General features: G+C 60.0%; 18 protein-coding genes. 4 read left to right on the top strand and 14 right to left on the bottom strand.

What is annotated here, in order from left to right; genetic code table 11:
- Positions 1 to 89 precede the first annotated feature (89 nt).
- Positions 90 to 1,043, top strand: a complete 954-nt coding sequence (locus JS530_RS09350; RefSeq protein WP_217625490.1) for a CTP synthase — start codon at positions 90 to 92, stop codon at positions 1,041 to 1,043.
- A 547-nt stretch (positions 1,044 to 1,590) separates the two neighbouring features.
- On the opposite strand, the gene rpmA is transcribed toward JS530_RS09350, so the two are convergent.
- From rpmA to dapE, 4 genes are all read right to left on the bottom strand, one after another.
- Positions 1,591 to 1,842 (bottom strand): 50S ribosomal protein L27, encoded by a 252-nt coding sequence (gene rpmA, locus JS530_RS09345; RefSeq protein ID WP_214376895.1) that lies wholly within the window; start codon positions 1,840 to 1,842, stop codon positions 1,591 to 1,593.
- Positions 1,843 to 1,864: 22 nt separating this feature from the next.
- On the bottom strand, positions 1,865 to 2,173 hold the full coding sequence (gene rplU / locus JS530_RS09340; RefSeq protein ID WP_214376894.1) for a 50S ribosomal protein L21: 309 nt from the start codon (positions 2,171 to 2,173) through the stop codon (positions 1,865 to 1,867).
- Positions 2,174 to 2,390: 217 nt separating this feature from the next.
- Entirely contained in the window at positions 2,391 to 5,270 is a 2,880-nt protein-coding gene (locus tag JS530_RS09335) for an Rne/Rng family ribonuclease (RefSeq protein WP_425350868.1), read from the bottom strand.
- A 317-nt stretch (positions 5,271 to 5,587) separates the two neighbouring features.
- The gene (gene dapE, locus JS530_RS09330) at positions 5,588 to 6,793 is read right to left on the bottom strand and encodes a succinyl-diaminopimelate desuccinylase (RefSeq protein ID WP_214376892.1); all 1,206 of its coding nucleotides are present in this window, start codon (positions 6,791 to 6,793) and stop codon (positions 5,588 to 5,590) included.
- A gap of 312 nt (positions 6,794 to 7,105) precedes the next feature.
- On the opposite strand from dapE, the gene JS530_RS09325 reads away from it, so the two are divergent.
- Positions 7,106 to 8,050, top strand: a complete 945-nt coding sequence (locus JS530_RS09325; protein WP_214376891.1) for an AEC family transporter — start codon at positions 7,106 to 7,108, stop codon at positions 8,048 to 8,050.
- On the opposite strand, the gene JS530_RS09320 is transcribed toward JS530_RS09325, so the two are convergent.
- From JS530_RS09320 to JS530_RS09295, 6 genes are all read right to left on the bottom strand, one after another.
- Positions 8,047 to 8,709 (bottom strand): HAD family hydrolase, encoded by a 663-nt coding sequence (locus JS530_RS09320; RefSeq protein WP_214376890.1) that lies wholly within the window; start codon positions 8,707 to 8,709, stop codon positions 8,047 to 8,049. The two genes, JS530_RS09325 and JS530_RS09320, sit on opposite strands and share 4 nt — an antisense overlap.
- Before the next feature lie 117 nt (positions 8,710 to 8,826).
- A complete protein-coding gene (locus JS530_RS09315; protein ID WP_214376889.1) occupies positions 8,827 to 11,118 on the bottom strand; it encodes a beta-galactosidase in 2,292 nt (763 codons plus the stop codon).
- Between the two features lie 243 nt (positions 11,119 to 11,361).
- A complete protein-coding gene (locus tag JS530_RS09310; protein WP_214376888.1) occupies positions 11,362 to 12,261 on the bottom strand; it encodes a carbohydrate ABC transporter permease in 900 nt (299 codons plus the stop codon).
- Entirely contained in the window at positions 12,258 to 13,262 is a 1,005-nt protein-coding gene (locus JS530_RS09305) for a carbohydrate ABC transporter permease (RefSeq protein WP_240541175.1), read from the bottom strand. Before JS530_RS09305 ends, JS530_RS09310 begins: the two co-directional genes overlap by 4 nt.
- A 12-nt stretch (positions 13,263 to 13,274) precedes the next feature.
- Complete coding sequence (locus JS530_RS09300) at positions 13,275 to 14,528, bottom strand: ABC transporter substrate-binding protein (RefSeq protein ID WP_214376887.1); 1,254 nt, start codon at positions 14,526 to 14,528, stop codon at positions 13,275 to 13,277.
- Between the two features lie 239 nt (positions 14,529 to 14,767).
- On the bottom strand, positions 14,768 to 15,943 hold the full coding sequence (locus tag JS530_RS09295; protein ID WP_214376886.1) for a glycerate kinase: 1,176 nt from the start codon (positions 15,941 to 15,943) through the stop codon (positions 14,768 to 14,770).
- A gap of 293 nt (positions 15,944 to 16,236) precedes the next feature.
- Between JS530_RS09295 and JS530_RS09290 the strand changes: the two genes are divergently transcribed.
- Positions 16,237 to 17,481, top strand: a complete 1,245-nt coding sequence (locus JS530_RS09290; protein ID WP_214376885.1) for a CdaR family transcriptional regulator — start codon at positions 16,237 to 16,239, stop codon at positions 17,479 to 17,481.
- Positions 17,482 to 17,569: 88 nt separating this feature from the next.
- Here the strand turns inward: JS530_RS09290 and JS530_RS09285 are convergent, their stop codons facing one another.
- Complete coding sequence (locus JS530_RS09285) at positions 17,570 to 20,914, bottom strand: tetratricopeptide repeat protein (protein ID WP_214376884.1); 3,345 nt, start codon at positions 20,912 to 20,914, stop codon at positions 17,570 to 17,572.
- Between the two features lie 328 nt (positions 20,915 to 21,242).
- On the opposite strand from JS530_RS09285, the gene JS530_RS09280 reads away from it, so the two are divergent.
- Positions 21,243 to 22,187 carry an AraC family transcriptional regulator gene (locus JS530_RS09280; RefSeq protein ID WP_214376883.1) on the top strand — a complete coding sequence of 315 codons (945 nt, stop codon included), beginning with the start codon at positions 21,243 to 21,245 and terminating at the stop codon, positions 22,185 to 22,187.
- 31 nt (positions 22,188 to 22,218) lie between these two features.
- Here the strand turns inward: JS530_RS09280 and JS530_RS09275 are convergent, their stop codons facing one another.
- From JS530_RS09275 to JS530_RS09265, 3 genes are all read right to left on the bottom strand, one after another.
- Positions 22,219 to 23,682: a Maf family protein gene (locus JS530_RS09275; protein ID WP_214376882.1), complete on the bottom strand. Its 1,464-nt coding sequence runs from the start codon at positions 23,680 to 23,682 to the stop codon at positions 22,219 to 22,221.
- Positions 23,683 to 24,005: 323 nt separating this feature from the next.
- Positions 24,006 to 25,088, bottom strand: coding sequence for a homoserine kinase (locus tag JS530_RS09270; protein WP_214376881.1), 1,083 nt, complete (start codon positions 25,086 to 25,088; stop codon positions 24,006 to 24,008).
- Positions 25,089 to 25,214: 126 nt separating this feature from the next.
- Complete coding sequence (locus JS530_RS09265) at positions 25,215 to 26,531, bottom strand: homoserine dehydrogenase (RefSeq protein WP_214376880.1); 1,317 nt, start codon at positions 26,529 to 26,531, stop codon at positions 25,215 to 25,217.
- Positions 26,532 to 26,622 lie beyond the last annotated feature (91 nt).

Here is a 26,622-nt window from a genome sequence, read left to right as displayed (position 1 = left end):
ATGAAAACGTATGTCTGCAACGGGTACCGCAGGTTGGCTCAGACGCGCCTGCACGTATTACACCCTGTACATGCGTCTACACTTGGTATATGAGAACGCATTATTCGGTTAATCTGCTGTTCGATACTGCACAGCGAGAACGTCGATGCGCCGTGCCGCGCACCGATACAGATATCAAGGCGGTTTCTCGTCGTGTCAAAGCAGGAACAGTAAAACGCGTCTACCGCGGTCTCTATGCCAGGCGACAGTATTGGGATACTCTCAATCCCCACGAGCAGACACGCCATATTGTGCGTTCATTAGCCATACAGCACCCTAATTGGATTTTCTGCGGCCCAACTGCCGCCATCATGTACGACCTCGACTGTTCATACCGTTTTTTGCTGCCCATTTGTATCGTCGCAAAACCAAGAACCCACGTTCGCGATACACCACAATTAGCCCACTACTCTATGGCTCATGCCGAAAGCACCATTGTTGACGGAGTACCCATCACCGGGTTGCTGCGAACCCTGTTCGACTGCGCAGCTAAGCTACCGTTGCGCTTCTCGTTGAGCATGCTCGATTCAGCGTTGCGAAACCACATGGTTGATCAACATGTATTAGCGGCATATCCGCATACAGTCAAATACACCAGGAATCGAAAAGCCGTATTGCGTGCGTTTTCTTTGGCTGATGCACGCAGTGAAAACGGCGGTGAGTCTGAGGCACGAGGCGTGCTAGCGGAAATCGGATATCCCGTCCATGAATTGCAAACAAGTTTCCCATGCTTGACACATTCGTCACGCACTCATCGCGTCGATTTTCTATGGACACGCGAAGATGGTACAAAAATCGCCGGCGAGTTCGACGGTGTCCGCAAATACGTAGATCCTACAATGACTTCAAATCAGGACATCCGCTCAGTCGTATCACAGGAACGCGAGCGAGAACACTGCCTAGCACAGCAACAAGTCGATGTTGTGCGCATGTTCTACGACGAACTCAACAAGCCAAAACAACTAGCCGCAAAGCTTGAGGCTAAGCGAGTGCCACACGGTTGATACGAGTCTGGAATACAGGGAGAATGCTACTGAGCGAATCAGAATTGGAGCGGTACTTCGAACTTGACTTCATAACGACGCTTGCACTGCCGGCCACAAGATGATTACCGATCTGAAGGAACACAATCCGGCAATTGGATCGCGCTTCAATGGGTGCTCTCCCACTTATGTGCCAAAAAACAGGCTCAAATGGACGTTTTGACTACTTCGCAGCGTGAAATAGGACATTTCAAGCCGCAATAACGTCCATTTGGCACTGCGAATTACGAATAACGTCCGTTTCAGCCCGCATTGAGAGCCTGGAGAGGCATCACCATGCCGCGAAGAGGTGTGAAAGACGCAAGAGACGCGAAACGCACGGTACGCAAGAGACGCGGAAAGCACGGGTACGCACGGCGCTGAAGTGCACGGTGGGCACGCCGGCCAGTTCGAGGAAGGAACACACGAGCACGCACGGCGCTGAAAGCTGCGAAACGCAAAAACCGCACCGGCGCTTGGGGAAGCGCACAGTGCGGTTTGAAAGTCTGCTAGACGTCTAGCGAATCGCTCAGGCAGCGATCACGTCGACGACCTTGCGGTCGCGGCGGACAGCGAACTTCACAGAGCCGTCAGCGAGGGCGAACAGCGTGTGATCCTTGCCCATGCCAACGTTCTGGCCCGGGTGGAAGTTGGTGCCACGCTGGCGAACGATGATGTTGCCGGCCACGACAACTTCACCGCCGAACTTCTTCACGCCGAGGTACTGAGGCGACGAATCGCGACCGTTACGAGAGCTGGACGCACCCTTCTTATGTGCCATGATTCATGGTCCTTTCTATGACTCAGGCGATCGCCGTGACCTTGACGGCGGTCAGCTTCTGGCGGTGGCCCTTACGACGAGCAACACCGGTCTTGTTCTTGTACTTCTGGATGTTGATCTTCGGACCCTTGGCCTCGTCGTCAACAACTTCAGCCTTGACGGAGACAGCAGCCAGATCCTTGGCACCGAGGGTAACCTTGGAGCCGTCGACCAGGAGAGCAACCGGGAACTCCACGGTGTCGCCCTTCTTGGCGTCGAGACGATTCACGAGGATGGTATCGCCAACCTCGACCTTTTCCTGATGGCCACCGGCCTTCACAATCGCGTACATAGTAATTCCTTTTATGTTTTGGAAAGCTTCCTTGCCCAACGCGCACCGAGCCTGCGGTCAGACACCGAATTTCGAATCTACACCTACATGCGGACTAAATCAACTGATTTATACCCGCGTGTCAAGCACGACACACCCGAAGTGGCGCGGAAAAGCGCCATCTCGGGGATTCACGTCTCATGCTGTGCTATAAGAGCCTCTCGTGAGCGGCGAGCGTTTACTCCTCGCCGGCATTGTTCGCGGCCACTGCTGCGGCTGCGATTTGCGCCAGCTTGGCTTTGACTGCGGCGCTGGACCCCGCCGGTTCGGGAGCGGGGGTGGTGCCACGGCCGTGCTTGTTGGTCTTGACGAACGGGTCGCCGCCGCGAAGCGCGTACGGGTCATCGTAGTCAGCTGAGACAGTCGGCTGATCATGCAGGATGAAACCGCGGCCCTTGCAGGTCGGGCATTCCTCGGAGAAGGCCTCCACCAGACCCTGGCCGATGCGCTTACGCGTCATCTGCACCAAGCCCAGCGACGTCACCTCAGCCACCTGATGCTTGGTGCGGTCGCGCGCCAGGCATTCCACCAAGCGACGCAGCACCAGATCGCGGTTGGCTGGCATCACCATGTCGACGTAGTCAATCATCACCATGCCACCAATATCGCGCAGACGCAGCTGGCGAGCGATCTCTTCGGATGCTTCGAGGTTGCAGCGGGTCACGGTTTCCTCCAACGACTTGCCGCGGCCGATGAAGCGGCCGGTGTTCACGTCGATGGTGGTCATGGCCTCGGTGCGATCGATCACGATGGAGCCGCCGGACGGCAGGTAGACCTGACGTTCCATGCCCTTGCGGAGCTGGGAGTCGATCTGCCACTTGTCGAACACGTCCTTACCTTCGTGCTCGGCCGGGTCCCACTTCTCCAGCTTGTCCTTCAGGTCAGGGGCCATCGTATCGAGGTATTCCTCGATACGGTCGTAGACCTTATCGCCTTCGACGATGAGCTTGTTGAAGTCATCGTTGAAGATATCGCGCACCACGCGGATAGCCACGTCCGGCTCGCCTTGCAGCAGCTTCGGACGCTTGCCATGCCAGAATTCCTCACGCTTGGCGTTAATGCGCTCCCACTGGCGCACCAAGGATTCGAGATCCTTGACGATGGCCTCTTCGGAAGCGCCTTCAGCCGCCGTGCGAATAATCACGCCCATGTCCTTCGGCGCGATCTTGGAGACGATGTTCTTCAGGCGGCTGCGTTCACGCTCCGAAAGCTTGCGGCTCACACCGGTCATGCCGCCGGACGGCACGAGCACCAGGAAGCGGCCGGCGAGCGTGACCTGAGAAGTCAGGCGGGCACCCTTATGGCCAATCGGATCCTTGGTGACCTGCACCAACACCGGATCGCCGGACTTGAACGCCAGCTCGATGCGGCGAGGCTGACCCTCGAGGCGAGCGGCATCCCAGTTGACTTCACCGGCGTAGAGCACACCGTTGCGCGCCTGGCCGATGTCCACAAAGGCGGCCTCCATGCTCGGCAACACGTTCTGCACGCGGCCAAGGTAGATGTTGCCCACGGTCTGCACTTCCTGAATATCGGAGACGTAGTGCTCCACGAGCACGTTGTCTTCGACCACGGAAATCTGGGTGTGATGTTCGCGTTCACGCACCACCATCAGGCGGTCCACGTTTTCGCGGCGAGCGAGGAAGTCCTGCTCCATCAACTGCGACTGACGGCTGCGTTCGCGGCGGTTGTCGCGGCGGCGCTGCTTCTTGGCTTCCAGACGCGTGGAACCTTCCACATCGGTGATCTCATCGATGTACTGCTGCTTACGGGAGCGGCGGATAACCGGCTCTTCGGTCTGTGCTTCCTCACCAGCTTCAGCGTTCTTGTTGCCACGGCGGCGGCGACGGCGACGCGTAATGGTCTGTTCGCCATCATCATCTTGGGCATCGCGGTCGGCGCGGTCTTCACGCGCACGACGGGAATCGGCATCATCCTCGCCGTTCTCGCTTTCGGCGGAATCCGATTCCGCAACGGCTACCGTTTCGCTGCGTGAACCGCGACGGCGGCGACGGCGGGAACGGGTGCGCGTGGAATCGGCGGATTCGTCATCGCCTTCTTCCTCGGTGATGGGCGCATACGCGATGTCGTCCAGTTCGAGGTCTTCCTCGATCTGCTCGACCTCAGCTGCGGCACGACGCTCCTGCGCGTTCAGGCGGCGGGAGCGACGGGAACGACGGGAATCATCGCTGGAATCCGTATCATCTCGCGTATCGGCATCGGCAGCGCGTGCGGACGCATCAGCCTGGTCAGCCTGATCGGTCTGGTTATCGCGATCGCGATGATCGCGCGAACGGCGGGAACGGGTGCGGGTGGGACGATCCTCTGTATCGGCATCGTCTTCAAAACGACGGGCACGGGAGCGACGACGGGCACGCGGCTCCTCATCGTCTTCGTCATCATCGTCGGCATGATTGCTATAACGGGTTGCCGGCAGTACCGGTTCCTGGAACAGCAGCGAGGTCATCGGCTTGCCGCGATGCACTGGCTCGTGGCCTTCCGGCAGCGAGTCGACAGCATCAAGCACGCGCTCCTCCGGATCATCATCGCGGGAATCACGGGAGCGATCCTGCTGCGCCGCACGGACGCGGGTCGGTCGGATGTCGCGGGCGCGATCATGATCGACATCGTCATCATGACGCACACGAGAACGACGGCGCACAACGTGGCGCTCTTCGCGCTCTTCGTGCTCATCATCATCAAAAACATCGGCAGCGCGCCTGTTGGCGTTCTGCGCCGTACGCTGCGAGGAATCCTCACCGCTGTTCGCAGCGGCTCCGGCGGTAGGCTGATCAGCCTTGGGCTCAGCCGGCAGTACCGGAGCTTCAAACAGCGGCGCCGAATGATCCTGCACCTGCAATTCCAAGGACGCGCCGGCAGCGCCTGTTCCACGCACCACGCGACGGCCACCACGGCGGCGACGAGTCACCGGGGTAGCCGCAGCAGAGGATGCCGCAGCAGATACAGCGTTGCTTGCCGAATCATGAGAGCCGGCATTGGATACGGTTGAGTTATCGGTTTCGCCGGCGGCGAAACCTTCAGGGTTTTCAGTGGGCACAATGCTCCTTGCGGCGCGCTGCATCACGACGCCATCCGGGCCTGTACGCTTCGCTCACACCATGCTCTCACCACGGCCGCGCGAAAATGCGCTTCGCGTAAAGGCAACTTCGTCTCAAGTCTGTCCTGCGAACGGCGGACACCGGCGCTTGCGTTGTCTCTTTCTCGAGAGCCGCAAGGGGATCGACGCCATTTCGCACGCTGATGGTTATGCAGAACCACCGTCTTTCAGTATGCCACACTTTTTGACATCGACGTGCGCGCGGTGAGTGCCGGCCAGAAAAGCCAAATACAGGTCAGATGAGAGTCACGCCGGAATCACACGAGCCAAGCCAGCAGCAGGTCGGCGAGCGCCGCCAATTCAGACTCAGGCACCTGCTCATCATGCTTATGCGCCAGCAGTGGCTCGCCCGCGCCCAAATTCACGGCAGGAATGCCGAGCTGGGAAAATCGCGCCACATCGGTCCAGCCGAGCTTGGCCAGGGGATCGCGTCCTGTGCGCTCCTTAACCAGTCGGACCAAGTCCTGAGCAAGCGGCGCGGAGAGCCCTGGGCGCGCAGACGTCGATTCGTCCTTCATCTCGATGCCGTAGCCCTCGAATACGCCGCCGGTGGCCACGTGCTCGCCGTTGCCCAGCTCAGCGCCGGCATCCGCGCCCATCATCAGTGCTTTGGCCTGCGCCAGCGTCTTGTCTGGAGCGAATCGGTAGTTGACGTGTACACGGCATTCGTCGGGGATCACGTTGGTGCCTTTACCGCCGGAGATCAGCGTGGCGTTGAGTCCTTCGCGGTAGTCGAGGCCGTCCACGTTCACAGTGGCCGGCTCATAGGCATTGAGACGGTTCAAAATATCGGCCGCCTTGTGGATGGCGTTCTCCCCCATCCATGCGCGCGCCGAATGTGCCGCTACACCGTGGGTGATCACGTCGAAGCGAATCGTACCGTTGCAGCCGCCCTCGATGCCGCAATTGGTGGGTTCGCCGATAATGGCGAAATCACCTTGGATCCAGTCGGGATGGGCTTCGACCACTTTCCTCAAGCCGTTCTTTTCGGCGGCGACTTCCTCATGATCGTAGAAGATATAGGTGAGGTCGACTTTTGGATCGCTTTGCACCGTGCTGCCGTCGAGCACGGCGGCCAAGTAGAGCATGACTGCGTCGGATGCCTTCATATCGGTGGCACCGCGTCCCCACAGCACGCGTTCGCCCGGATGAGCTGCGGCGATATCCTCGCGAATCAACGGGTCGCCGGGCTCCAGCCAACGCGGCGGGAAGTTGTCGATGACCGGCACGGTGTCGATGTGACCGGCGAGGATTACGCGGCTTGGCTTGCTGAAATCGGTGGAGGCCACCACGGTGTCGCCGTGGCGACGAACGGTCAGATGCGGCTGGGTCTTCAGGAAAGCCTCGATCTCGTCGGCGAGCGGACCTTCGCTATCGGAGACCGAGTAGTTCTCCATGATCTGAGTCAGCAGGCTGGAAAGCTGCTCAGCAGCAGCGGTATTACGGTTCAATGCAAGAGTCATGCGCACAGCCTACCGCGTAGTGAGATACGAAGCCCGCTCTGTCTCGTCATCCACACGCCGGATTCCGGTAAATCCGTCGTATAAGCACCTCCCCCACGCTGGATTCCGCCGAATCCGTCGAAAATGGGCTCAAAAAAGGCCTCTTAACGACGGTTTACCCGGAATCCAGCACTATGGTGGCCTCTCCGCGACGGATTCCCCGGAATCCAGTGAAAACGTATGAGGAAAACAGCCGCTACGTGAGATTTGCACCCCATATACACCCCACTGTGCCACACTGGGGGTGCGGTAGAGGGAGGCATCAGCAGCAATATGACCGGTTTGATTAGCGCCATGCAGGGCTTCTGCGTGATTGGCATCGTGATTTTCGTGGGATATGTGGCAGCCCGCATGCGCATTGGTGGCCCGTCCGCGCAAATGGTGCTCAATCGTTTCTCCTTCTTTGTATCCAGCCCCTGCCTGATGTTCGCGATTCTCTCCAAGGAACCGATTTTCGACATCTTCCATCCGTCGATTATCGTGGCGTTTCTTTCCGCCATGCTGGTGGGCATCGTGTTCCTCATCCTGAACCGCATGTTCTTCCATTTGAAGGCCCCGGACGCCACCATCGGCGCATTGAACTCGTTGTACTTGAACTCCAACAACATCGGTCTGCCGGTCGCCACCTACATTCTGGGCAATGGTGCACTGGTCGCCCCGATTCTGGTGATGCAGCAGGCGCTGTTCACACCGATTGGCTTGACCGTGCTGGATGTGACCACCAAGGGCAAGGTGTCGGTCAAGGAAATCGCCAAGCAACCGTTGCATCAGCCGCTGCTGATTGGCTCGCTGCTGGGCATTGTGGTCTCTGCGTTGAACGCCAAGCTCGGCTGGTTCCCAGTGCCGAACTTCATCTATGACCCGATCAATATGATCGGTGAATCCGCGGTGCCGATGATTCTGATGGCATTCGGCATGTCGCTGCACGGCACCAAACCGCTGCAAAAGAAGGGTGACATTCCAGCCATCTTCACCGTGGCGGTGCTGAAGAATATTGTGATGCCGATTATCGCTTTCCTGCTCGCCTACTTCATGATGGGCTTCCGCGGCCCGGAACTCTACGCCTGCGTGGTACTCGCCGCGTTGCCAACCGGCCAGAACGTCTACAATTACGCGGCCCGCTACAACGTGGGTCTTACCTTCGCGCGCGACGGCATTCTGTTCAGTACGATGACCAGCCCGGTGTTCATCGCGATCATCGCATTCCTGCTGAGCTAGTTCCCGCACAGTTCGCGATAATCGCGAATCACATAGTCATATAGTCCGCAGCCGGTCACATCCGCGCGCGCGTGACCGGTGACGGCGACGACAACGGCCCCAGAGGCATGCGCTGCGGTAAGACCGGGCAGGGAATCCTCGAAAATGACGCAGTCGCGCATGGTAACGTCAGCCATGCGCGCGGCAGACAGATACGGCTCTGGGCTGGGCTTGGGCGGCAGCCCATCGCTGCCGCTGATTGCACCGATGAACGCACCGGCTGGCGCCTGCCGCAGTACATTGTCCGCGATGACGCGCGGCGAACCGGTGACCAGCACGGAGGGAATTGCCGCGGCCGCCAGTTGAGTCAGCAGTTCCTGAGCACCTTCCACCCATGGCAGATGCTCCGATTCCATGCGCATGACTTCATCGGTGAGCACCTGCACAATCTCATCAGCTGGCAAGGCAACTCCACGCTCGCGCAACAGCCGGGTCAGCACTGGCAGCGAAGCGCCCTGCATCGCTTCGGCGAGCGCATCATTCCAAGTGCCACCATATGATTCCAGCAATGCGCGCTCGGCAGTCACCCAGTAAGGATCGGAGTCAATTAACGTGCCATCCAAGTCCCACAGCACTGCTTTGGACTTATGGACGACTTGAGCGGCATGATTCACGGACATGCTCAGCCTGCCTCTCCTATCATCGCGGCAATCCTTGACCTACACACGTATGGGATGACTCCGGCATACGCCAAGAGTCATCCCATAATCATTGCATCAGCTGCGTAGCCGTTGCGATCACGCCGTGTGCAGCACGGTCTGATACACCGGCTGCAGTTCGACGGATTCCAGACCGGCTTGCTGACCGTCAACGTTTTCCATGCGGGCCGCCATGGCGGACTCCACGTTCACGTTGGCGCCTTCCTTGATTGGCGTGATGGTGAGCACCAGCTGGTTACGGTGGTCTTCGAGCAGCTGCACGTATTCCTTGAGACCGATCTCCCATACGTCGCCGTTGCAGAAGTTGTCGTCCACCAGTGTGCTGCCGCACCACAGCCAGCCGATATCACCCGAGTAGCGCACGCGCAGACGCATGTCGGCCACGCCATCGGCGGCGAGCAGATCGTCGGGCAGGTCGATGACATAGCGGGTATCGGAGAGCTTGTGCACGCTCGGTTCCACGGCAACCGGCTTGTATTGGACGCTCTGCTCGGCAAGGAATTCGGCTGGGTATGAGGTCACAGGAACGTTGGCTTCAGTGGATTCCACGATGATGCGGCCATCCAGTTCGTAGACGGCGGCACCATGGTTGGTGATGCTCGGCTGGGCGGCGTCCTGGGAGACTACATCACCGGCAAAGACCAAGGCGGCGCCGTGGGCGACCACGGTCATCGAATCGGCCTTGGCACGGCTGACGCAGACGATATCCACGGTGTGGCCATTGCCGTCCGAAACCGGGAAGGTTTCCGTCTCCGCTTCCGCCGGCACATGGTGCACGGTGCCGTCCGCGAAACGGAACCAGCAGTCGTCCATGCCGTCGGGCTTCAAAAAGACGAAGGTGCGGTGGTTGGCACCGGCCGGGGCGATCACGGTAACGGGCTGCGCGGTGGCGGCGACAAGCGTCACGCCATCGAGATCCATGTTGAATGGCAGGATGCAGTTCTCGTCGGAAGCCAAACCAATGCCGTCGAAGGTCACGGTTTCGCCGGAGGCCAAGGTGACCGACACCGATTCGCCGTGCTTGGCCGGCATGCTGGCGTGATCCTGGAAGTTGTTGAGGAACACGAAGCCACGCTCACCATCGGTACGCACGCACCAGCGCAGCGACTCCAAGTCGGTCGGAGCCACGGATTCCTGGCCTTCCGGCACTGCCACGCCCAGCGGGCACAGGCGGTCGGCGAATGCCAAGGCAAAGTAGTGCACGGCCTTCATACGGCGGTAGGATTCGCGCGTCTGACCGAATTCGCCAAGCGCCGCCTGGAAGTCATAGGAAATCTTCGGCAGCTGGCTTTCGTTCAGGTAAATGCCGTCGCCAATCGGGTTGGAACCGCCCTGGAACATGTAGTAGCCGAGGAAATTACAACCGGACGCCATCTTGATGTTGGACATGGCGTCCACCGACTTCATCGGCAGCACGAAACGGTAGTTGTAGGAGCTGAACATGCCGCCGCCCATCTCGCAGCAGGCGTACGGCTTGGTTTCCGGCTCATAGGTGGGCGCGAATTCCTCGCCGCGCGGGCAGTCGTTGGAGTGGAAGTTGCGGTACACGTATTCGTCGGTGACCGGATGCTCGCCGGGGCCGGCGTAGAACAGCCACGGACGGTAGGCGTAGCCGCCCCACAGTGGCAACACGTCGTCCGGCACCGGGGAGCCGCCCCAACCGGTGTTCGTGTAGAACGGCACCGAGATGCCTTGCTCTTCGGCGATGCGGCGCAGCGCATGCACGTAGGCGAAGCCGTCGTGGCCGCCGGGCACCCATTCGTTGGTGATGCCGGTGGTCATCTCCCACGGGGAGGAGGAGTGCATGTATTCGTTGTCGAGCTGGGCGGCGACGATCGGACCACCATCCTTGAAGTACAGGCCGTCGAGCTGGGCGGCGACATGCGCGTACAGGTCGCGAACCTTGTCGAGGAAACCGGGATCAACGGAACGCACTTCGTAGGGCTTGCCGTACATCCAGTCCGGAATGCCGCCGTTGCGCACTTCGCCGTGGTCGAACGGTCCGAGACGCACGATGACTTTGAGCCCGTGCTTGGCGCACAGTTTGATGAATCGGCGGATGTTGCGGCGGCCGCTGAAGTTCCACTGGTTCTCATGCTCTTCATGATGATTCCAGAACACGTAGGTGGCGATGACGTTCACGCCGCCGGCCGTCATTTTGGCGAGCTGCTCATCCCAGCGCGAGGGGCTCATGCGCGAGTAGTGGAATTCGCCGCAGACACCGTAAAACGGCTTGCCGTCGAAGGTCATGTAGTAGTTGGTGAAGTCCACGACGGTACCGTCCGGCGCCACACCCCAATCATTGCGGGTGATGGAAAACGGCGTGATGGCCTTCGGCGTGAAACCGGTCAGGTCAAGCGTGTGATTCATGGGATTACCTTTCAAAAAAGTACGCAATTAAGGACTCGCCTACGGCGAGAGACGTTGATACCTTCGCTCGGCTACCGCCTCGCTCAGGCTGAGCCTACGAACAGCCCACAGGGCTGTTCGCTTAACGCGTCAGTCCTGCAATTACGGACCTCGCTACGCGAGGACTCAATATGACCTTCGCTCGGCTACCGCCTCGCTCAGGCTGAGCCTACGAACAGCCCACAGGGCTGTTCGCTTAACGGCTCAGCCTTTGACCGATCCAGCTACCAGGCCGGCGACGATCCACTTTTGGCAGAAGATGAAGAAGAGGAACACGGGGATCAGGGCGATGGTGGTGATGGTCATGAACAGCGGCCAATTGGTGCTGAACTGACCCATGGCGTTGAACACCTGCAGCACCAACGTCTGCTTCTCGGTCGAGGAGATGTAGATGTTCGGGGTCATGAAGTCGTTCCACGTCCACATGGTTTCGAATACCACCACGGTGATCAGGATCGGGCGAATCAGCGGCAGTACAATCTGCCAGAAGATGCGGAACGGGCCTGCACCATCCAAGCGTGCGGCTTCGAACAGCTCACCGGGAAGCCCACGCATGTACTGCACAATCAGGAAGTAGCAGAATGTGGCACCGCCCAAGTAGAGCACAATCAGACCAAGCAGCGTATCCACCAAGCCAAACTGCGCTTCCATCTTGTACTGCGGAATCAGCAGCGTCTGACCAGGAATCACGAACGAAAGCATCAGGAAAGCACCGATGCCAGCCGTGAGCTTGCTGCGCTTCTGCACCATGCCATAGGCGGCGAGCGCGCCGATAATCACCATGAAGAACACGCCCACCACAGTCACAATCAGCGTATTGATTGTGGCCTGCACCACGGGCAGATTCTCCAACGCATAGGTGTAGTTCTCCAGCGTGAAGTGGGTGGGCAGTCCGAACGGGTCGGCGGCCATATCACCGGAGTTTTTGAAGGTGTTCACCACCACCACGTAGAGCGGTACTGCGCAGATCAGTGCGATGGCGATGACCACCACTGAGCGGATGGCAGAGCGGATACGTTCGCGCTGGCTTAACGAGAGTCCGCGGGCAGTCGGCGCGGATGCGGCAACCGGCGTCGGAGCGGAGGAAGTGTGCTGCGTTGTCATGACAGCCTCTTTTCAATCAGCGAAGTGACGATTTGCTGCAGTGCCACGAGAATCACGCAGCACAGGAAGAACATCACGCCGAGCGCGGAGCCTACGCCGTAACGGCCGGAGCCGATGCCGGTAACGATGATGGACTGGGTGACGGTGTAAGTGGCGTTGCCGGGGCCGCCGGTGGTCAAGGTGAACGGCAGATCGTAGACCTTGAGGCCGCCGGTCAGGAGCATGAAGATGGAGACGCCCATCGCGGGCACCATCTGCGGCAGTGTAATGTGCACGAATTGCTGGCCGCGGGTGGCGCCATCCACTGAAGCCTGCTCGTAGAGGTCAGCCGGAATGGCTTGCAGGTAGGCCAGGTACAGCGTGGCGTGCCAGCCGACCTGAGCCCAGACGGCGATGAAAATCACACAGAACTTGGCGAGCGCCGGATCGGAGAGCCACGGTACCGGGCTCACACCGAACTTGCCGAGGAATGTGTTGACGGCACCGGTGCCGAGCGGGGAGAAGATGTACTGCCACACCAAGCCGAGCACGGCCATCGATGGTACCGAGAAGAAGAAGAACAGGGAGCGTGCGAAGTTGCGTCCGAAGAACTTCCGGTTCAGGGTCACGGCCAGCGGCAGCGCGATGGCGGTGATGAGCACGGTGGTGGCCACGGTGTACAGCAGGGTGAAGCCGAGGCCGGCGAGCAGTGTCTGATCTTGGAAGATCGCCTGATAGTTGCTCAGCCCAACGAACTTGGCGTTGGCGAAATCGTAGCCGTCGTAGTCGGTAAGGCTGAAGACGATGCTCTGGAGGAATGGAATCAGTACGATGATGATGTAGACGGCGAGCAGCGGCAGCAGGAATCGCACGGAGGTGAGGTTCTCCATGAGATTGCGGCGTTTGCGATCGCGGGTGTGCGAGGCTTCGAAATCCTGGACCGAGCGGGTTTCCGTCCGGGCCGGGACCACGCCCGCCTCAGCGAGGACAGGCGTGGCGGCGATGGTGGTTGCTTGTGTCATGGCACTTCACCTTCAGGACAGTGTCTTGAGCTTGGTGTTCAGGTTGGCGGTGGCCTGGGCTGGGGTGATGGATCCGAGTGCCACCTGCTGCAGCTGGGCGAAGGTTTCGGCGCGCAGGGCGCTACGGCCGCTGGCCGGCCAGCCGAGCGTATTCAGGTACACGTTGCCGGTCTTCAGGTAGAGGTCGTAGGGCTCTTTGAAGGTTGCGTCGATATCCGGCGTGTAGTTCTTGGTGGACGGAATCAGACCCATGTTGTCTTGGATGAGCTTCAGGCCTTCCTTGGAGGAGAGGAAGTCGAGGAAGGATTCAGCGGCTTCCAGTTTCTTGCCGTCAATCTTGGCGTTGATGGCGTAGCCGGAGTCCGCGGCACCGGGGGCGTATGGCGTATCTCCCTTGTGCAACATCGGCATCCTGCCGAACGCGAAGTTGATGCCGGCGTCCTTGAACGTGTTCACATCCCAGTATCCGGACGGCATGACGGCCAAGCGGCCGGCTGCGAACTCGGAGCGGACCTGATCGTCCGCGAGGCCGGTGACTTCGGAGCCCATTACGCCCGCATCGAAGAGCTTGGCCCACTGCTTGTAGTACTTGGTGTAGCTCTTGGCGAAGGTGGAGTCGCCGTCGCCGATCTGCTGGTCGATGCTCTTGGACTGCTTGGAGGAATCGTAGCCGATCCAGCCTTCCACCAGAGCACCGAGGCCTGCCTTGGGCTCCAGATAAGGCTTCTCCACGCCGGCGTCCTTCAAGGCCTTCAGCATGTCGACGAATTCGTCCCACGTCTCAGGAATGGAATCGTAACCGGCCTTGGCGAGCAGGTCTTTGTTGTAGGCGTAGGCGTTGGTCCATGCGGTAATCGACATGGCGTACACCTTGCCGTTCACGCTGGCCTGGGCTTTGTTCGTGTCGCCGATACGGCTCATGAACGGTTCGTCGGTGAGGTCCTTGGCCACGCCGTTCTTGACCAGGTCGCTCAGCTGCTCGGGCGGTGCCACGTATACGTCGGCGAGCTGGCCGCCGGAGATGCGGGTCTGCAGGGTCTGCTGGTAGCCAGCCTGGGCACCGTTGGTGGTGCTGAACTTGATGGTGATGTCCGGATTCTTCTTTTCGAACGCGTCAATCACTGGCTTGTAGACATCCTGCGTATTGTTCGCGAAGAATGTGAGCTCGGTTTTACCGGAGGCGCTGCTCGAGCCGCAGCCTGCAAATGATGCGATCATGGCAATCGCGGCACCGGCGCCGACGATGGTCTGCCAGGTTTTCTTCATGATGGTTCCTTTCATCAGAGCATGCTTGCGCCAAGCCTGTGAGTCGGGGGATTCGGCGCACATCACGCTCAAGGTGTGTGGCAAAGCGACGGCTGAACTGCTTCGTTCTCGTTGTCGCTTTGTTGTTATTGATTTCATACTATTGCGCTATTTGCTTGATTTACCGGCATAAATTGCGCGCCAATATGAAATTATTGCTATTGGTTATGGATGATTGCGGAGCATAGTGCCACTGTCTTTTATTGCCGGCTGACTGCAATCAGTCGTGCGACATTTTCGGCAGTGCGCGCAAGGTTGCGCGGCCCTGCGGCGAGCGCCTGCTCCAAGGATTGGGCTCCCGGAACGATGCCGAATATCGCATCAATGCCGAGACTGTAGAGCGGACTGATGCCGCAACCCACGTATCCGGCCAGGGCGATGACGCCGATGTTCGGATTGTGTTGACGCACGGTCTTGGCGACGCCGATGGGCGTTTTGCCGTATTGGGTTTGCTCATCAATGCCGCCTTCGCCGGTGATGCAGTAGTCCGCATCGGCGGCTCGTTGCGCGAGTCGCACGGTTTGGGCCACGATTTCTACGCCGGACTGCATCTGCGCGTTGGTGAACGCCAGCAATCCCGCGCCAAGTCCACCGGCCGCGCCCGCACCTGGATGCTGCGCCACGTCGCAGCCAAGTTGGCTGTTGATGACGGCAGCATAATGGGCGAGGTTCGCATCCAACTGGTTGACCATCGCCGGCGTAGCGCCTTTTTGCGGTCCGAACACGGCCGACGCCCCTTGCGGACCGACGAGCGGGTTATCCACATCGGAGGCGATGAGGATTGCCGTGGATTGCAAACGTGGGTCAAGATGAGCGGTGTCGATGGCGCTCAGTTGACCGAGCGCACCTCCCCCGCGTTTGATGGCGTTGCCTTGGTTATCCAGGAATCGGACGCCCAACGCTTCGGCCATACCCGCCCCGCCATCATTGGTGGCCGAACCACCGATGCCGATGATGATGCGCCGAGCGCCGTCGTCAAGAGCCGCGCGAATAAGCTGACCGGTGCCATATGTGGTGGCGATCAGCGGATTCTCGGTGGACTCGTTTACGAAACCGATGCCCGAGGCTGCGGCCATTTCGATGACGGCGGTTGCCGCGGAGTCATCGTCTTGGCCAGCGCCGTCGATATCCGCGCCCAGCAATCCGTAGGTTGCGGATACCGGGCGTTGCAGCGGATCGAGCACCGTGGCATGGCGCAACGTGCCACCGGTGGCATCCACCAGTGCTTGCACCGTGCCTTCGCCGCCGTCCGCCATCGGTACCATGTCGTATTCGGCATCGGGGAACACTGCGGCAAGACCGGAGCGGATGGCCTCGGCTGCCTCGCGGGCGGTCATGCAGTTTTTGAACGAATCAGGAGCGATCACGAACTTCACTTGAGCACCTCCTTACCGCACATCTCTTGGTGTTGGACAGTACTAGTATCACCGAGAAGGCATGGTACGCACAACCATCTCTAGGCCATGAAAACCGCTTTATTCTGAGATTCGGATAGTACATGTAACATATATATACTGCTATGCAATCAGTGCTGATTACCAGTTCTGATTACCAGTTCTGATTACACGTGGATAGGACTACCCCTCAGTCAGCTGCGCTGACAGCTCCCACGACAAGGGGAGCCGAGGAAGGTGCCCGCACAACACAAATCAGGCAAAGGAGCCGTTAGATGGATATCGATCCGCGCATCGCCTCCACCATCGTGGAGAACATCAAAGGCGCGTTAAGCCATGACATCAACTTCTTCGACACCAACGGCCACATTATCGCCAGCACCGACCCGGCGCGCGTCGATACCGACCATGAAGCCGCGCGTCTGGCCGCCCGCACCGGCCGCAGCGTGGCGGTGGATGCCGCGCACCCGTTCGCCGGAGCACGCGACGGCATCAACGTACCGGTGATGCAAGGCGACGCGGTGATCGCCGTCATCGGCATCACCGGCGAGCGCGCCGAAGTGGAACCGTTCGGCAACATCATCAAGAAGATGACCGAAATCCTAGTACGCGAGAACCTGGAGCAGGTCTCCCGGTTCGACAAACGTATGATGGCCGCGAATCTCACGAATCTGCTCATCGCACCGCAGCCGGATACCGGACTTATCGATTATCTGACGGACACATTGAATGTGGATCTCACCATGCCGCGCGTGGTGGCTGTAGGGCGACTGCATGTGCCGCAGAAACTACGTAACGAAACCATGCAGCACGTTGGCACCGAGCACAGCAGTGTCGCGCACGATAGCACCTATGACGTGGTCGACCGGCTGATGGCAGACCAACCGCACAGTTTGTATTCGGTGTATGGTGGCGAGTTTCGTCTGATTCTCGCCGCGAACAGCGATGCTGTAGATTCTGATGCTTCAGCGCATCGGGAAGTGCTCAGCAGTATCGCGCAGGCGGTGTCGCAATCCACTGGATATCCGCTGGTGTTTGGTATCAGCGAACCGGTGAGCGCTATCGCCGACTACCGAGAGGCGTATCTGCAGGCGCGCAGCGCTGAGCTTTGGCTGGCTTTTCTGCATCAGCAGCACAGTATGGAGACCCAAGCCGCAATCGAACCTGCAGTCAGCACTGATTACCCGCATACCCTGGATTATGATGATGCCGCACTGGGTATGGCGTTGTGCGCAATCAAGGACACTACCGCCGAACGATTCTCGAATCGTATCTTGAGCGGACTCACCGAGGAGGAGAAGGATGAGGCGGCTGTGCTGTTCGACGCGTATACGAAGCACAATGGCAGCATCGGGCACACCGCCGAGGCACTGTTTCTGCATAAGAACACGGTGCAGAATCGTTTGAATAAGATCGCTCGCGTAACCGGCTACAATCCGCGCGATTTAAGCGATTACACGTTGCTGGCCTTGGCGTTTGCGCTCAGGCGGCTGCTGAAGTTCTGGTGGACCACGCCGTGATTGCGGCATGCTGCGGCATACTGCGGCATAAGGGAGCGCCGGCTCCCCCGGAGGAAAGGAAGCCGGCGCTCGCTCAGTAGGCAGGAAATCACAGGATGTGACGGTTCATCACCTCATCGGTGAAGAGGTTGGCCTGGATGTGGCTGGGGTCGGCGGTCAGGGCTTCGGTGAGGAAGCGTTCGGCCTCCTCATGCTCGCCGCGGCCGATGTTCGCGAGTCCCATCAGGTATTCGCAGTGCACGCGGTTCATCTTCGTGTAGTCGTTTTCGAAGATCAGGAAGTCCGGCAGCGAGACGGCGAAGTAGTCGATCTTGACCTGATCGTCGAGGTGCTGCTCACCGTAGTCCAGCAGGCGGTAGAAGCGGGCGTTGGCCGGGCCGTCCTCGCCGAGCGCCTTGTGGGCGAGACCTTGGAAGAGGATCATTTCGGCGGGCTGGTCGTTGTAGTACATGGCACCCTTCACCTCATCCGGGCCGATAGTGGCCTGGCGGAATTCGGCGCGAGCGGCCTCCTCGTTGCCAAGGTGGCGCTCCACCACACCGAGGTAGTAGTGAATGTCGTTGTCCTTCTGGCCCTCGAGCTTGCCTTCACCCAAATTCTCGGGGTAGGCGAGCGTCTTGACCAGCAGTTCCTTGGCCTTGGCCCAGTCGCCGGAGGCCATCGCATCCTTGGCGAGCAGGGTCAGCGCGATGCGGTACTGGCCGGTAATCTTGCCTTCGCCGCCCTCCCACGGGTGGAAGCGGCGCTGGCTCATCAGCTCGTAGGCCTTGGCGTAGTTGCCGGTCAGGTTGAGCACGGTCAGGTATTCGATGAACAGGTCGTCGCGCTTGTCCACCACGTCGAGATGCTTTTCGAACTCGGTGAGGCGCTGGGCGTAGGTCCAGCCGATCTTGCGGTGCAGCTGGTCGGTTTCGAGGAACACGCGGGCATCGGATTCATCGAGCGCGTACGCCTGCTCGATCTCGACCTTGGCAGCAGCCGCATCGCCGCGCTTGTTGTAGTAGGCAAGCGCCAGATTGCGGTGCACGGTCGGGAATTCCGGGTCACGATCGCGCGACTGCTCCCACAGTGCGATGGCCTTGTCGGCCTGCACCTTGTCGTAGTAGAGGCAGCCGAGATAGTACGGCGCCTTGGCACCATCGACCACCGCAATGGCCTTGTTAAGCACGGCGATGTCTTCGAGCTTGTTCGGGAAGCAGTAGTCGCTCGGCGCAGCCTCGGCGGCCTCGAATGCGGCCTTGGCTTCCGCTTCGCGGCCGAGCTCGGCGAGATAGTAGCCCTCGTAGTACTTGACCATCGGCTTCGACTGGTCGGCCTTGGCAAGCAGAGCCAGCGCTTCCTCGTAGGCGCCGAACAACGCGTAATCGCGGGCGGCCTGCAGGTAGTTCTCGAAGAAGCCGCGCATCAGGCGTTCCAGTTCGGCCGGCTCTCCCCCGGCCAGCACGCGCTCGTAGCCAGAAACGAAGTCGAACTCGTCGATGGTGAGGTTCTCGGCGAGCGCCGCGGCCGCCTCGTCCGTGCGGCCGAGCTTGCGCAGCACGTAGGCCTTAAGCCCGCGGGCCTTGATGTTCATCGTGTTGCGGGTCAGCGCGTTGTTCACATACTCCAGTGCATCCGCGAAGTCGCCTCGGCGGGCGGCGATGGCGGCCATGTAGAAGAAGGCGCGCTCCTTCTGCGTATCATCCCAGGTCGCCTTGAAGAAGGCGTCGAATGCCTTGTCGTACTTACCTTGCAGGAATAGGGCGAGGCCGAGGTTGTAGTGCGGTTCGGAATCGTAGGGCTGGGTGTTGTGCTTGGTCAGGCGCTTGATTGCCGTGCGGAAGTGGGTTTCGGCGCACTTGAACACACCACGGCGCAGCTGCAGACGGCCGTACGCATTGTTGATGCGGGCGTCTTCCGGGTCGCGCTTCAGGCCTTCGAGATAGTACGGGTCAGGCATGTAGGTGGCGTGACGGTACTGCTCGAGGTGCAGGCCGGCGAGCAGCAGCTCCTCGTTGGTGGCGATCTTTTCCGGCTCGTCGGCGGCCTTGGCCGGTTCGGGCAGCTTGTCGATCTTCTTGGGTTGCGGGGTGTAGTCGATGAGCACGGTGCCGTTGGCGTCCGCTACGGTGGCGGTGATTTCGGTGGCTGGAACTTCACCGGTTTCGAATTCGGCGCGCACGGTGTCGTTCGGGCTGATGGTTCCGGTGTAAGCGTACAGCGTCTTGCCGTTCTTGGTGGTCACGGTCACGGTGGCGTTCTCGTACACGCTGGTGGCGTACACGGTGACGCGGCCCTGACCGGCCTTCAGACCCTGGGCTTCAATGCCTTCGGTTTCGCCGGCCGAGCCGAATGTGTCTTCCGGGCCGATTTCCAAGTTCACGGCGGCGTTGATGGACGCGTTCTTGACCTGTCCCACGGCCTTGTATGGCATGAAGTACTGGGTGAAGGTCTTGCCTTCGTAGGGCTTGAGCCAGGTGAAGTCGGGCTGGTTGTCGGTGAAGACACCGGTCATCAGCTCCACGTATGGGCCGTTCGCGTCGGTCAGGTTGCGGTCCCAGGCGCGGCCGAAATCGCCGTTGCCCCAGGTCCACTGCTTCTTGCCGGGGCTCACGTGGTGGTCGGCCACATGCAGGATGCCTGCGCCTACGCCGAAATCGTAGCCGCCGACGAAGTTGTAGTCGGAGTGTGCGGCCATGTAGCTGGTCGGCACCGGCACGTTCTTGTAGCGGCCGATATCCACGCCACGTGAATAGTCGTGCTTGTAGTAGGTGCCGGTGGCGATCGGGTAGCGGGAGACGTCGCGCTTGCCGTGGTCCATGACGGCGGTCACGTCCGGCGGCATCACGGTTTTGGTGTGCTCGTTGACCGGTACGGCCGGGTTCGCCCACCACAGGAAGGTCTGCGGCAGTGCGGTGCCGTTGTACAGTTGCGCGGTGATTTCGATGTAGGCCTTGCCGGGGTGCAGGGCGATGGTGGTGACCACCTGGGTGCCGTACATCTGATCGGTGTCGTGGCACAGCACGGCTTTGCCGCCGTCGGGCAGGTCCTTGATGTCGTAGTCCACCGGCGAGTAGGTGGTCGGGCGGTGATGCTGCGGCCAGTTGAATTCGATGCCGCCTGAGATCCACGGGCCGGTCAGGCCCACGAGCGCCGGCTTGATCACATCGTTGTGGTAGACGAAGTCGTAGTTATTGGTTTTGTCTTTGGCGTACTGGATGCGGCCGCCGAGTTCGGGCAGCACGGTGATTTCGAGGTATTCGTTCTCGATGATCACGGCCTTGTAGGCTTTGTCGTGCTTCTCGTCGCTGATGGTTTCGATTACCGGGTAGGGGTAGACGCGGCCCGAGCTGCCCTGGTAGACGCGCTTTTCGATGAACTGCGGGTTCTTGTCCGCGGCTCCGATTCCGTAGGTTGGGATGGTGATGACTGTGTCCTGAATGGTAACGGCCATGATTGCTCCACTTCGTTGTAGTGTTTACCGTTTTGGCTCCGCTTGGCCGCGATGGCATTGGGCTCACCTCGTTTCCGGCTCCCCTTGCCAGGGGAGCTGTCGGCTAAAGCCGACTGAGGGGTAGTCTCACCATCTCGGTTACACGAAACCTACCGTTGTAGTTCATATTGGTTCTTGCGAACCACAATCTTTTGATTGATTGCCTACAGTCTATGGCCAGAAATATCGTTGACATCTAGAGTAATTGTTCTTCAATATGAAATAATTGCTATTCGATGGCTGCTGTTGCCAGCAGCGGATCAATACAGCTCGGCGCAAGGAGGCGGCGATGAAACCGGCGGAACATGGAATCATCAACGAAGGCTCGGAATTCTATATCTATACGCCCAGCAAAACGGCATTGCGCACGTTCCTGCATCCGCTGCGCGCAGGATTCTTCCATTACCAGGCCGGCTACCGGCAGGAGCGTAGCTCGTTCGACAGTTTCCTCATCATGGCGATTCGTTCCGGCTCGTTTGACGTGGTCTCAAAGTTCGGGGAGAGCGCGCAGCATGCATCCGCCGGCGACTTCGTATTGGTTGACTGCTACGCCCATCATTCCTATAGCACTTCGGAAGACAGCGACGTACTGTGGCTGCATTTCGACGGCCCCACCGCACGGGCCTATTACGAGCTGATTCACGAACGTCTTGGCACGGTGTTTACGCTGCGCGAACCGGGGTATGCGATGACCCAGCTGACCAAAATCTATGAGACCTTCCACATGGCCGCACGCATTTCGGAACCGTTGATGGCCAAGTACATCACCGATGTGCTTACTGAGTTTGCATTGGGCGCAGACGATGCGGCTTCGGCCCCGGCGGGCGGCGGAACAGCGGCCGGCCGCAACGGCAAGGCGACCTCCGCTGCCGCTGGAGCGTCCGGACTTGCCGCCCGGCGCGGACCGCACGCCATCGAAAGCGTGCTGGCGTACATTGCCAATCATCTGAACGAGCCGCTCACCGTAGCTGAGCTGGCTGGACTGGTCTATATGAGCGAATACCACTTCATTCGCGTCTTCAAAAAGGAGACCGGTTACACGCCGTACGCCTACGTGCTGGACGCCCGCATGCATGCGGCGAAATATCGCCTCATCAATTCGGATATCTCACTGCGGCAGCTGTGCGAGGAATGTGGCTTCACCGACACCAGCTCGTTCTGTGCCGCATTCAAACGCAAGAACGGCGTCTCCCCCATGGAGTTCCGCAAGCAAAGCGAAATTCGACAGGACTAGCGGCTACGCAACCAATACAAATGACTTCGGACTATCTGCAGTTTGATTCCTCAGCCAGCTCGTTGAGGCGGGCGGCGAAGCGAGGCCAGTCGGTTTTCATGGCGGTCAGCAGCTTGCGGTTCGGCACGTCAGCGATCGGCACCCAGCAGATCTCCATGCTTTCATCGTCGTTGGCCTTGGGCTCAACGCGGTGGCCGGGCTTTTCGAATGCGAACACCGTGGTGTACGCCCAGTTGCCGTGGTCTTCGCGGTAGGAGCCGACCACTTCGATGTCTTCGGGCGTGATGTTCGCCTCTTCGTAGCTTTCGCGCAATGCACCCTCAATCGGCGACTCACCATCCGCCGTGGCACCGCCCGGAATACCCCAAGTGCCGCCTTCGGCGCTCCATGCCGCACGATGCTGCATCACCACATGCGTCACCTTGCCGGTCGTCGCATCGCGGCGGGCCAGCAGGATGCCGGATGCACCATTCGTGCCCCAATGCTTGCGACCGCATGCGCAGTCCACCCAGCCATCGCCGGGCTGATGCACGTTTTCCACAGGTGGCAGATTATCCTTTCCCGCCATGGCAATGCCGGCGGCGTCCGCGGATTCCGGCGCGATTTCACCGCGCTGCACATTCCACAAATCAGTCCATTCCACGCCCAATTCAGCGGCAAGCTTGCGCAGCAGCGGCAGACTGATGCCGATGATGCCGTGCGGGTCGCCTTCGATGCCGTCGATGAACGCGCCGCCGAAGCCTTCCAAGGTGAACGAGCCAGCTACTTCCAGCGGTTCACGGGTGGCGATATAACGCTCGATATCCTTATCGGAGAAGTCACCGAAGTGCACAGTAGCACGGCTGGCACCGCGAGCTACGCGGCCGGAAGCGAAGTCGATGATGCAGTGGCCAGTCCACAGTTCGCCGCTGTTGCCGCGCATCTTGCACAGGCGTTCGCGCGCGACTTCAGCACTGTGCGGCTTGCCATAGCATTCGCCATCCATCAGGAACATCGAATCACAGCCAACGATCAGCGGACCGACCGTAGATCGTGTCAGTCCCGGCTGCAGCGCGATGATGTTGGAAATCGGTTCGGTCACGGTTGGCATAGTGATGCCGGAGAAGTCGCGCGTGGTGGCGATACGGTCGGAAGAATAATCAATAGAAGAGCTCGAGGATGCCGCATCGGCACTTTCAGCAGCTGCAGCATCTTCGGCTTCGACTTCCGTGGCCCTGAGCGGATAGGCGATCACACGGTTGCCGGTGGCGGCGGCCGCGGTATCGGCCACGTTACGGTACGCGCGATGTACGGCCTGCGCTTTGGCTTCGGCCAGAATCATCACCCGCTGTTCCACAGTCAGATCGTCAACAGCGACCCCGGCTTTGGCTGCCGCAGTCTCCAGCGCCGCCGGCTCATCCACATGGGAGACGCGAATCGTGGGGCAGACGCCAGCCGCATACAGCACATCGCGGCGCGGCTTGGACTGAGACGCAAGAATCAGCGGAATAGACATATACCCTCCTGGCTTCGGTTACTACCTTGCATTGTATGGATGGGCGCGGGCATTGCAGACCACAATGCCGCCGCAAGCAGCATCACTGCGCACTCGCAAAAGACACTAAGTATGCGCCCCAACCATGGACTCGCATACATAGTGAGGATTATCGTGCCAAAACCAGCACTATGTATGCGGCTCGACCATAATCCCGCATACTTAGTGAGGATTCCCATACCAAAACAGACACTATGTATGCGGATGCTTCGTTCAGCCGCATACATAGTGTCTGTTTAGCGATAAAATCAGCCTGGCCGAGCTGAGAGCCCGATACAGCACGACTATCGGCGTTCGATTTCGACGCCCTTGGTGTTGATGGGCAGGTGCAGCACACGCCAGTGGCCGGATGCCAGCTGGGCTGCGGCCACCTGGTCGATGGCTTCGCGTGCGTTGCCGTAGTGCAGCACGAGCACGCATGGGCCGGCACCGGAAACGGCGGCGGCGTAGCCCTTGGCGCGGAACAGCTCAATCAGTTCGGATGATGGCGGCATCAGTGGCGTACGGTACGGCTGGTGCAAGCGATCCTGCGTTGCCGTGAACAGCAAGGCGTTGGCCTGCGCCGCCGCAGTGGCGAATGCGGCGGGGGTCACCTGAGCGGCACCCGCAGCGCCAGTACCCAGTGCATCGGCACCACCCTGAGCCTCGGCCTGTGCCAGCACCACCGGGTTCATCGCGGCCGGCAGCAGGCCCACGCGGGACACGTTGTATACGGCGTCCTTGTGCGGCACGTCCTTCGGCAAAGCCTGACGAGCCTTCTCGGTGGACAACTCGTAATCCGGCACGAATACGGCCGCGGTGATGGCCGGGTCGACCGGATAGTTGACGGTATGGAAACCACCATGCAGCGGCTCACCGCCAGGGATGGCGACCGAACCGACACCTTCAGCCGTGGCGAAGTCCCAAGACACCGTGAGACCACCGAACACGGCCGGCGCCACATTATCCGGATGGCCTTCAATCTGCGCGGCCATGTCGAAGATAGCCGGACGGTTGAGCTCACCCGGCTGGGCGAAAGCGGCGGCCGCCGCAATGCCGGCCACGATGGCTTCGGCGGAGGAGCCCATGCCGCGAGCCTGCGGAATGTTGTTGGTGGCTTCGAGCGTGAAACCGACGCGCCCCAGACCGAATGTGGCGCAAGCGCGGCGGAAGGTGGAGACCACCAAATGGGTTTCGTCGCGTGGCAGCGTGTCCTCGCCCTCGCCGTGAATGAACACGTGGGCGATGCCGTCGGTGGGATCCGGGTTCAGTGTGAATGTGAGCTCGTCATGGTAGTCGAGCGCCAAACCCACGGTGTCGAAGCCGGAGCCCAGATTGGCGGACGTGGCCGGCACGCGCACGCGCACCTGAGTACAAATCGGATTCATAGGTCTCTCCCTCAGCCAACTTCGTTGGCAGCTCCCTCATCAGAGGGAGCCATTTCCATCAGCGCCAACCATCGCACTGCATGCGACACTATTGCTGCTCGCTGCTATGAAAGCTCGCAGGTCTTTTTAGTCCAGTACGCGCAGGATGGACGGCTCACCGGTCACGAAGTCAAGCGACTGTACGGCCTTGACGGTTGCGCGCAGCGTCTCTTCGTCGGTCAGGTGGGTGACCACACGCAGCTGCTGGATTTCGCCATCGTAACCAGGATCGGTCATCGTGGGCTTCAAATCCTGATTCACACCGTTGATGGAGACACCGTTCTTGGCGAACTCGGCGGCAATGGCAGCCAGCACGCCCGGCTTGTCGTGAATCAGGAAGCGCACCGCGAATGCGGCCTTGGATGCGCTGGCCGGAGCCTTGGGCAGGTCCTTGTACAGCGGAATGGAGGGGCCGGTGCAGCCGGCTGCGATGTGGCGAGCCTCGGTCACCACGTCACCCACCACTGCGGAGGCGGTCGGAGCGCCGCCGGCACCGCGGCCGTAGAACATCAGATCGTCTGCTGCCTCAGCCTTGACGAAGATCGCATTGAAGGAACCGTGCACGGAAGCCAACGGGTGGGATTCAGGAATCAGCGCCGGGTAGACGCGAGCGGATACGCCGGCTTCACCGTTCTCCACCACGGCGAGCAGCTTGATGACCTTGCCTTCGGCGGTGGCTGCGGCGATGTCGTCGGCCGTGATCTTGGTGATGCCCTCCACGGACACATCGTCGATGGTCACCGGGGTGTGGAAGCCGAGCGTCGCCATGATGGCGGCCTTGTTCGCGGCATCGTAGCCCTCAATGTCGCCGGTCGGATCGGCTTCGGCGTAACCCTTGGCCTGAGCATCCTTCAACACATCGTCGAACTGGAGACCCTTGGTGGTCATTTCGTCGAGAATGTAGTTGGTGGTGCCGTTGACGATACCCAGCATGCTGGTTACCTTGTCACCCACCAAGGATTCGCGCAGCGGGCGCAGGAATGGAATCGCGCCGCCCACAGCGGCTTCGAAGTAGATGTCAACGCCCTTGGCTTCGGCGGCAGCGTAGATTTCCGGGCCGTACTTGGCCAGCAGCGCCTTGTTCGCAGTGACCACGGAAGCACCGGATTCGATGGCGGCGAGCACGAACTTGCGTGCCACCGTGGTGCCACCGATCAGCTCAATGACGATGTCCGAGTTGGTGGCCACGCTCATCGTGTCGGTGGTGACGATGGACTGGTCGATCCACGGGAACTTTTCGGTTTCCTTCGGGTCGAGGCAGGCCACGCCGGTCAGTTCGATCGGACGGCCGATGCGAGCGGAGAGCTCGTCCTTCTGCTCAACGATCAGTCGGGCGGTCTGGGAGCCGACGGTGCCTGCACCCAGCAGGCCTACGCGAATCGGGGTTTCGTTCAGTTCTGCCACTTCAAATCCTTCCAAAACAAGCTTGTTATCCCATGGCCATTGTACGGATTGATTGCTACAGCGGCCGGAAATCGTCCATTCGCTTGAGCAG

This window comes from Bifidobacterium colobi, assembly GCF_018555455.1.
Classification (GTDB): domain Bacteria; phylum Actinomycetota; class Actinomycetes; order Actinomycetales; family Bifidobacteriaceae; genus Bifidobacterium; species Bifidobacterium colobi.
The sequence above is the reverse complement of the archived record's forward strand: the minus strand, read 5'-3'. Positions and strand labels throughout refer to the sequence as shown.

Coding starts and splice junctions, on each gene's coding strand:
- JS530_RS09350 (WP_217625490.1), top strand. CDS start 90: ATGAGAACGCATTATTCGGTTAATCTGCTGTTCGATACTGCACAGCGA.
- rpmA (WP_214376895.1), bottom strand. CDS start 1,842: ATGGCACATAAGAAGGGTGCGTCCAGCTCTCGTAACGGTCGCGATTCG.
- rplU (WP_214376894.1), bottom strand. CDS start 2,173: ATGTACGCGATTGTGAAGGCCGGTGGCCATCAGGAAAAGGTCGAGGTT.
- dapE (WP_214376892.1), bottom strand. CDS start 6,793: ATGACTCTTGCATTGAACCGTAATACCGCTGCTGCTGAGCAGCTTTCC.
- JS530_RS09325 (WP_214376891.1), top strand. CDS start 7,106: ATGACCGGTTTGATTAGCGCCATGCAGGGCTTCTGCGTGATTGGCATC.
- JS530_RS09320 (WP_214376890.1), bottom strand. CDS start 8,709: ATGTCCGTGAATCATGCCGCTCAAGTCGTCCATAAGTCCAAAGCAGTG.
- JS530_RS09315 (WP_214376889.1), bottom strand. CDS start 11,118: ATGAATCACACGCTTGACCTGACCGGTTTCACGCCGAAGGCCATCACG.
- JS530_RS09310 (WP_214376888.1), bottom strand. CDS start 12,261: ATGACAACGCAGCACACTTCCTCCGCTCCGACGCCGGTTGCCGCATCC.
- JS530_RS09305 (WP_240541175.1), bottom strand. CDS start 13,262: ATGACACAAGCAACCACCATCGCCGCCACGCCTGTCCTCGCTGAGGCG.
- JS530_RS09300 (WP_214376887.1), bottom strand. CDS start 14,528: ATGAAGAAAACCTGGCAGACCATCGTCGGCGCCGGTGCCGCGATTGCC.
- JS530_RS09290 (WP_214376885.1), top strand. CDS start 16,237: ATGGATATCGATCCGCGCATCGCCTCCACCATCGTGGAGAACATCAAA.
- JS530_RS09285 (WP_214376884.1), bottom strand. CDS start 20,914: ATGGCCGTTACCATTCAGGACACAGTCATCACCATCCCAACCTACGGA.
- JS530_RS09280 (WP_214376883.1), top strand. CDS start 21,243: ATGAAACCGGCGGAACATGGAATCATCAACGAAGGCTCGGAATTCTAT.
- JS530_RS09275 (WP_214376882.1), bottom strand. CDS start 23,682: ATGTCTATTCCGCTGATTCTTGCGTCTCAGTCCAAGCCGCGCCGCGAT.
- JS530_RS09270 (WP_214376881.1), bottom strand. CDS start 25,088: ATGAATCCGATTTGTACTCAGGTGCGCGTGCGCGTGCCGGCCACGTCC.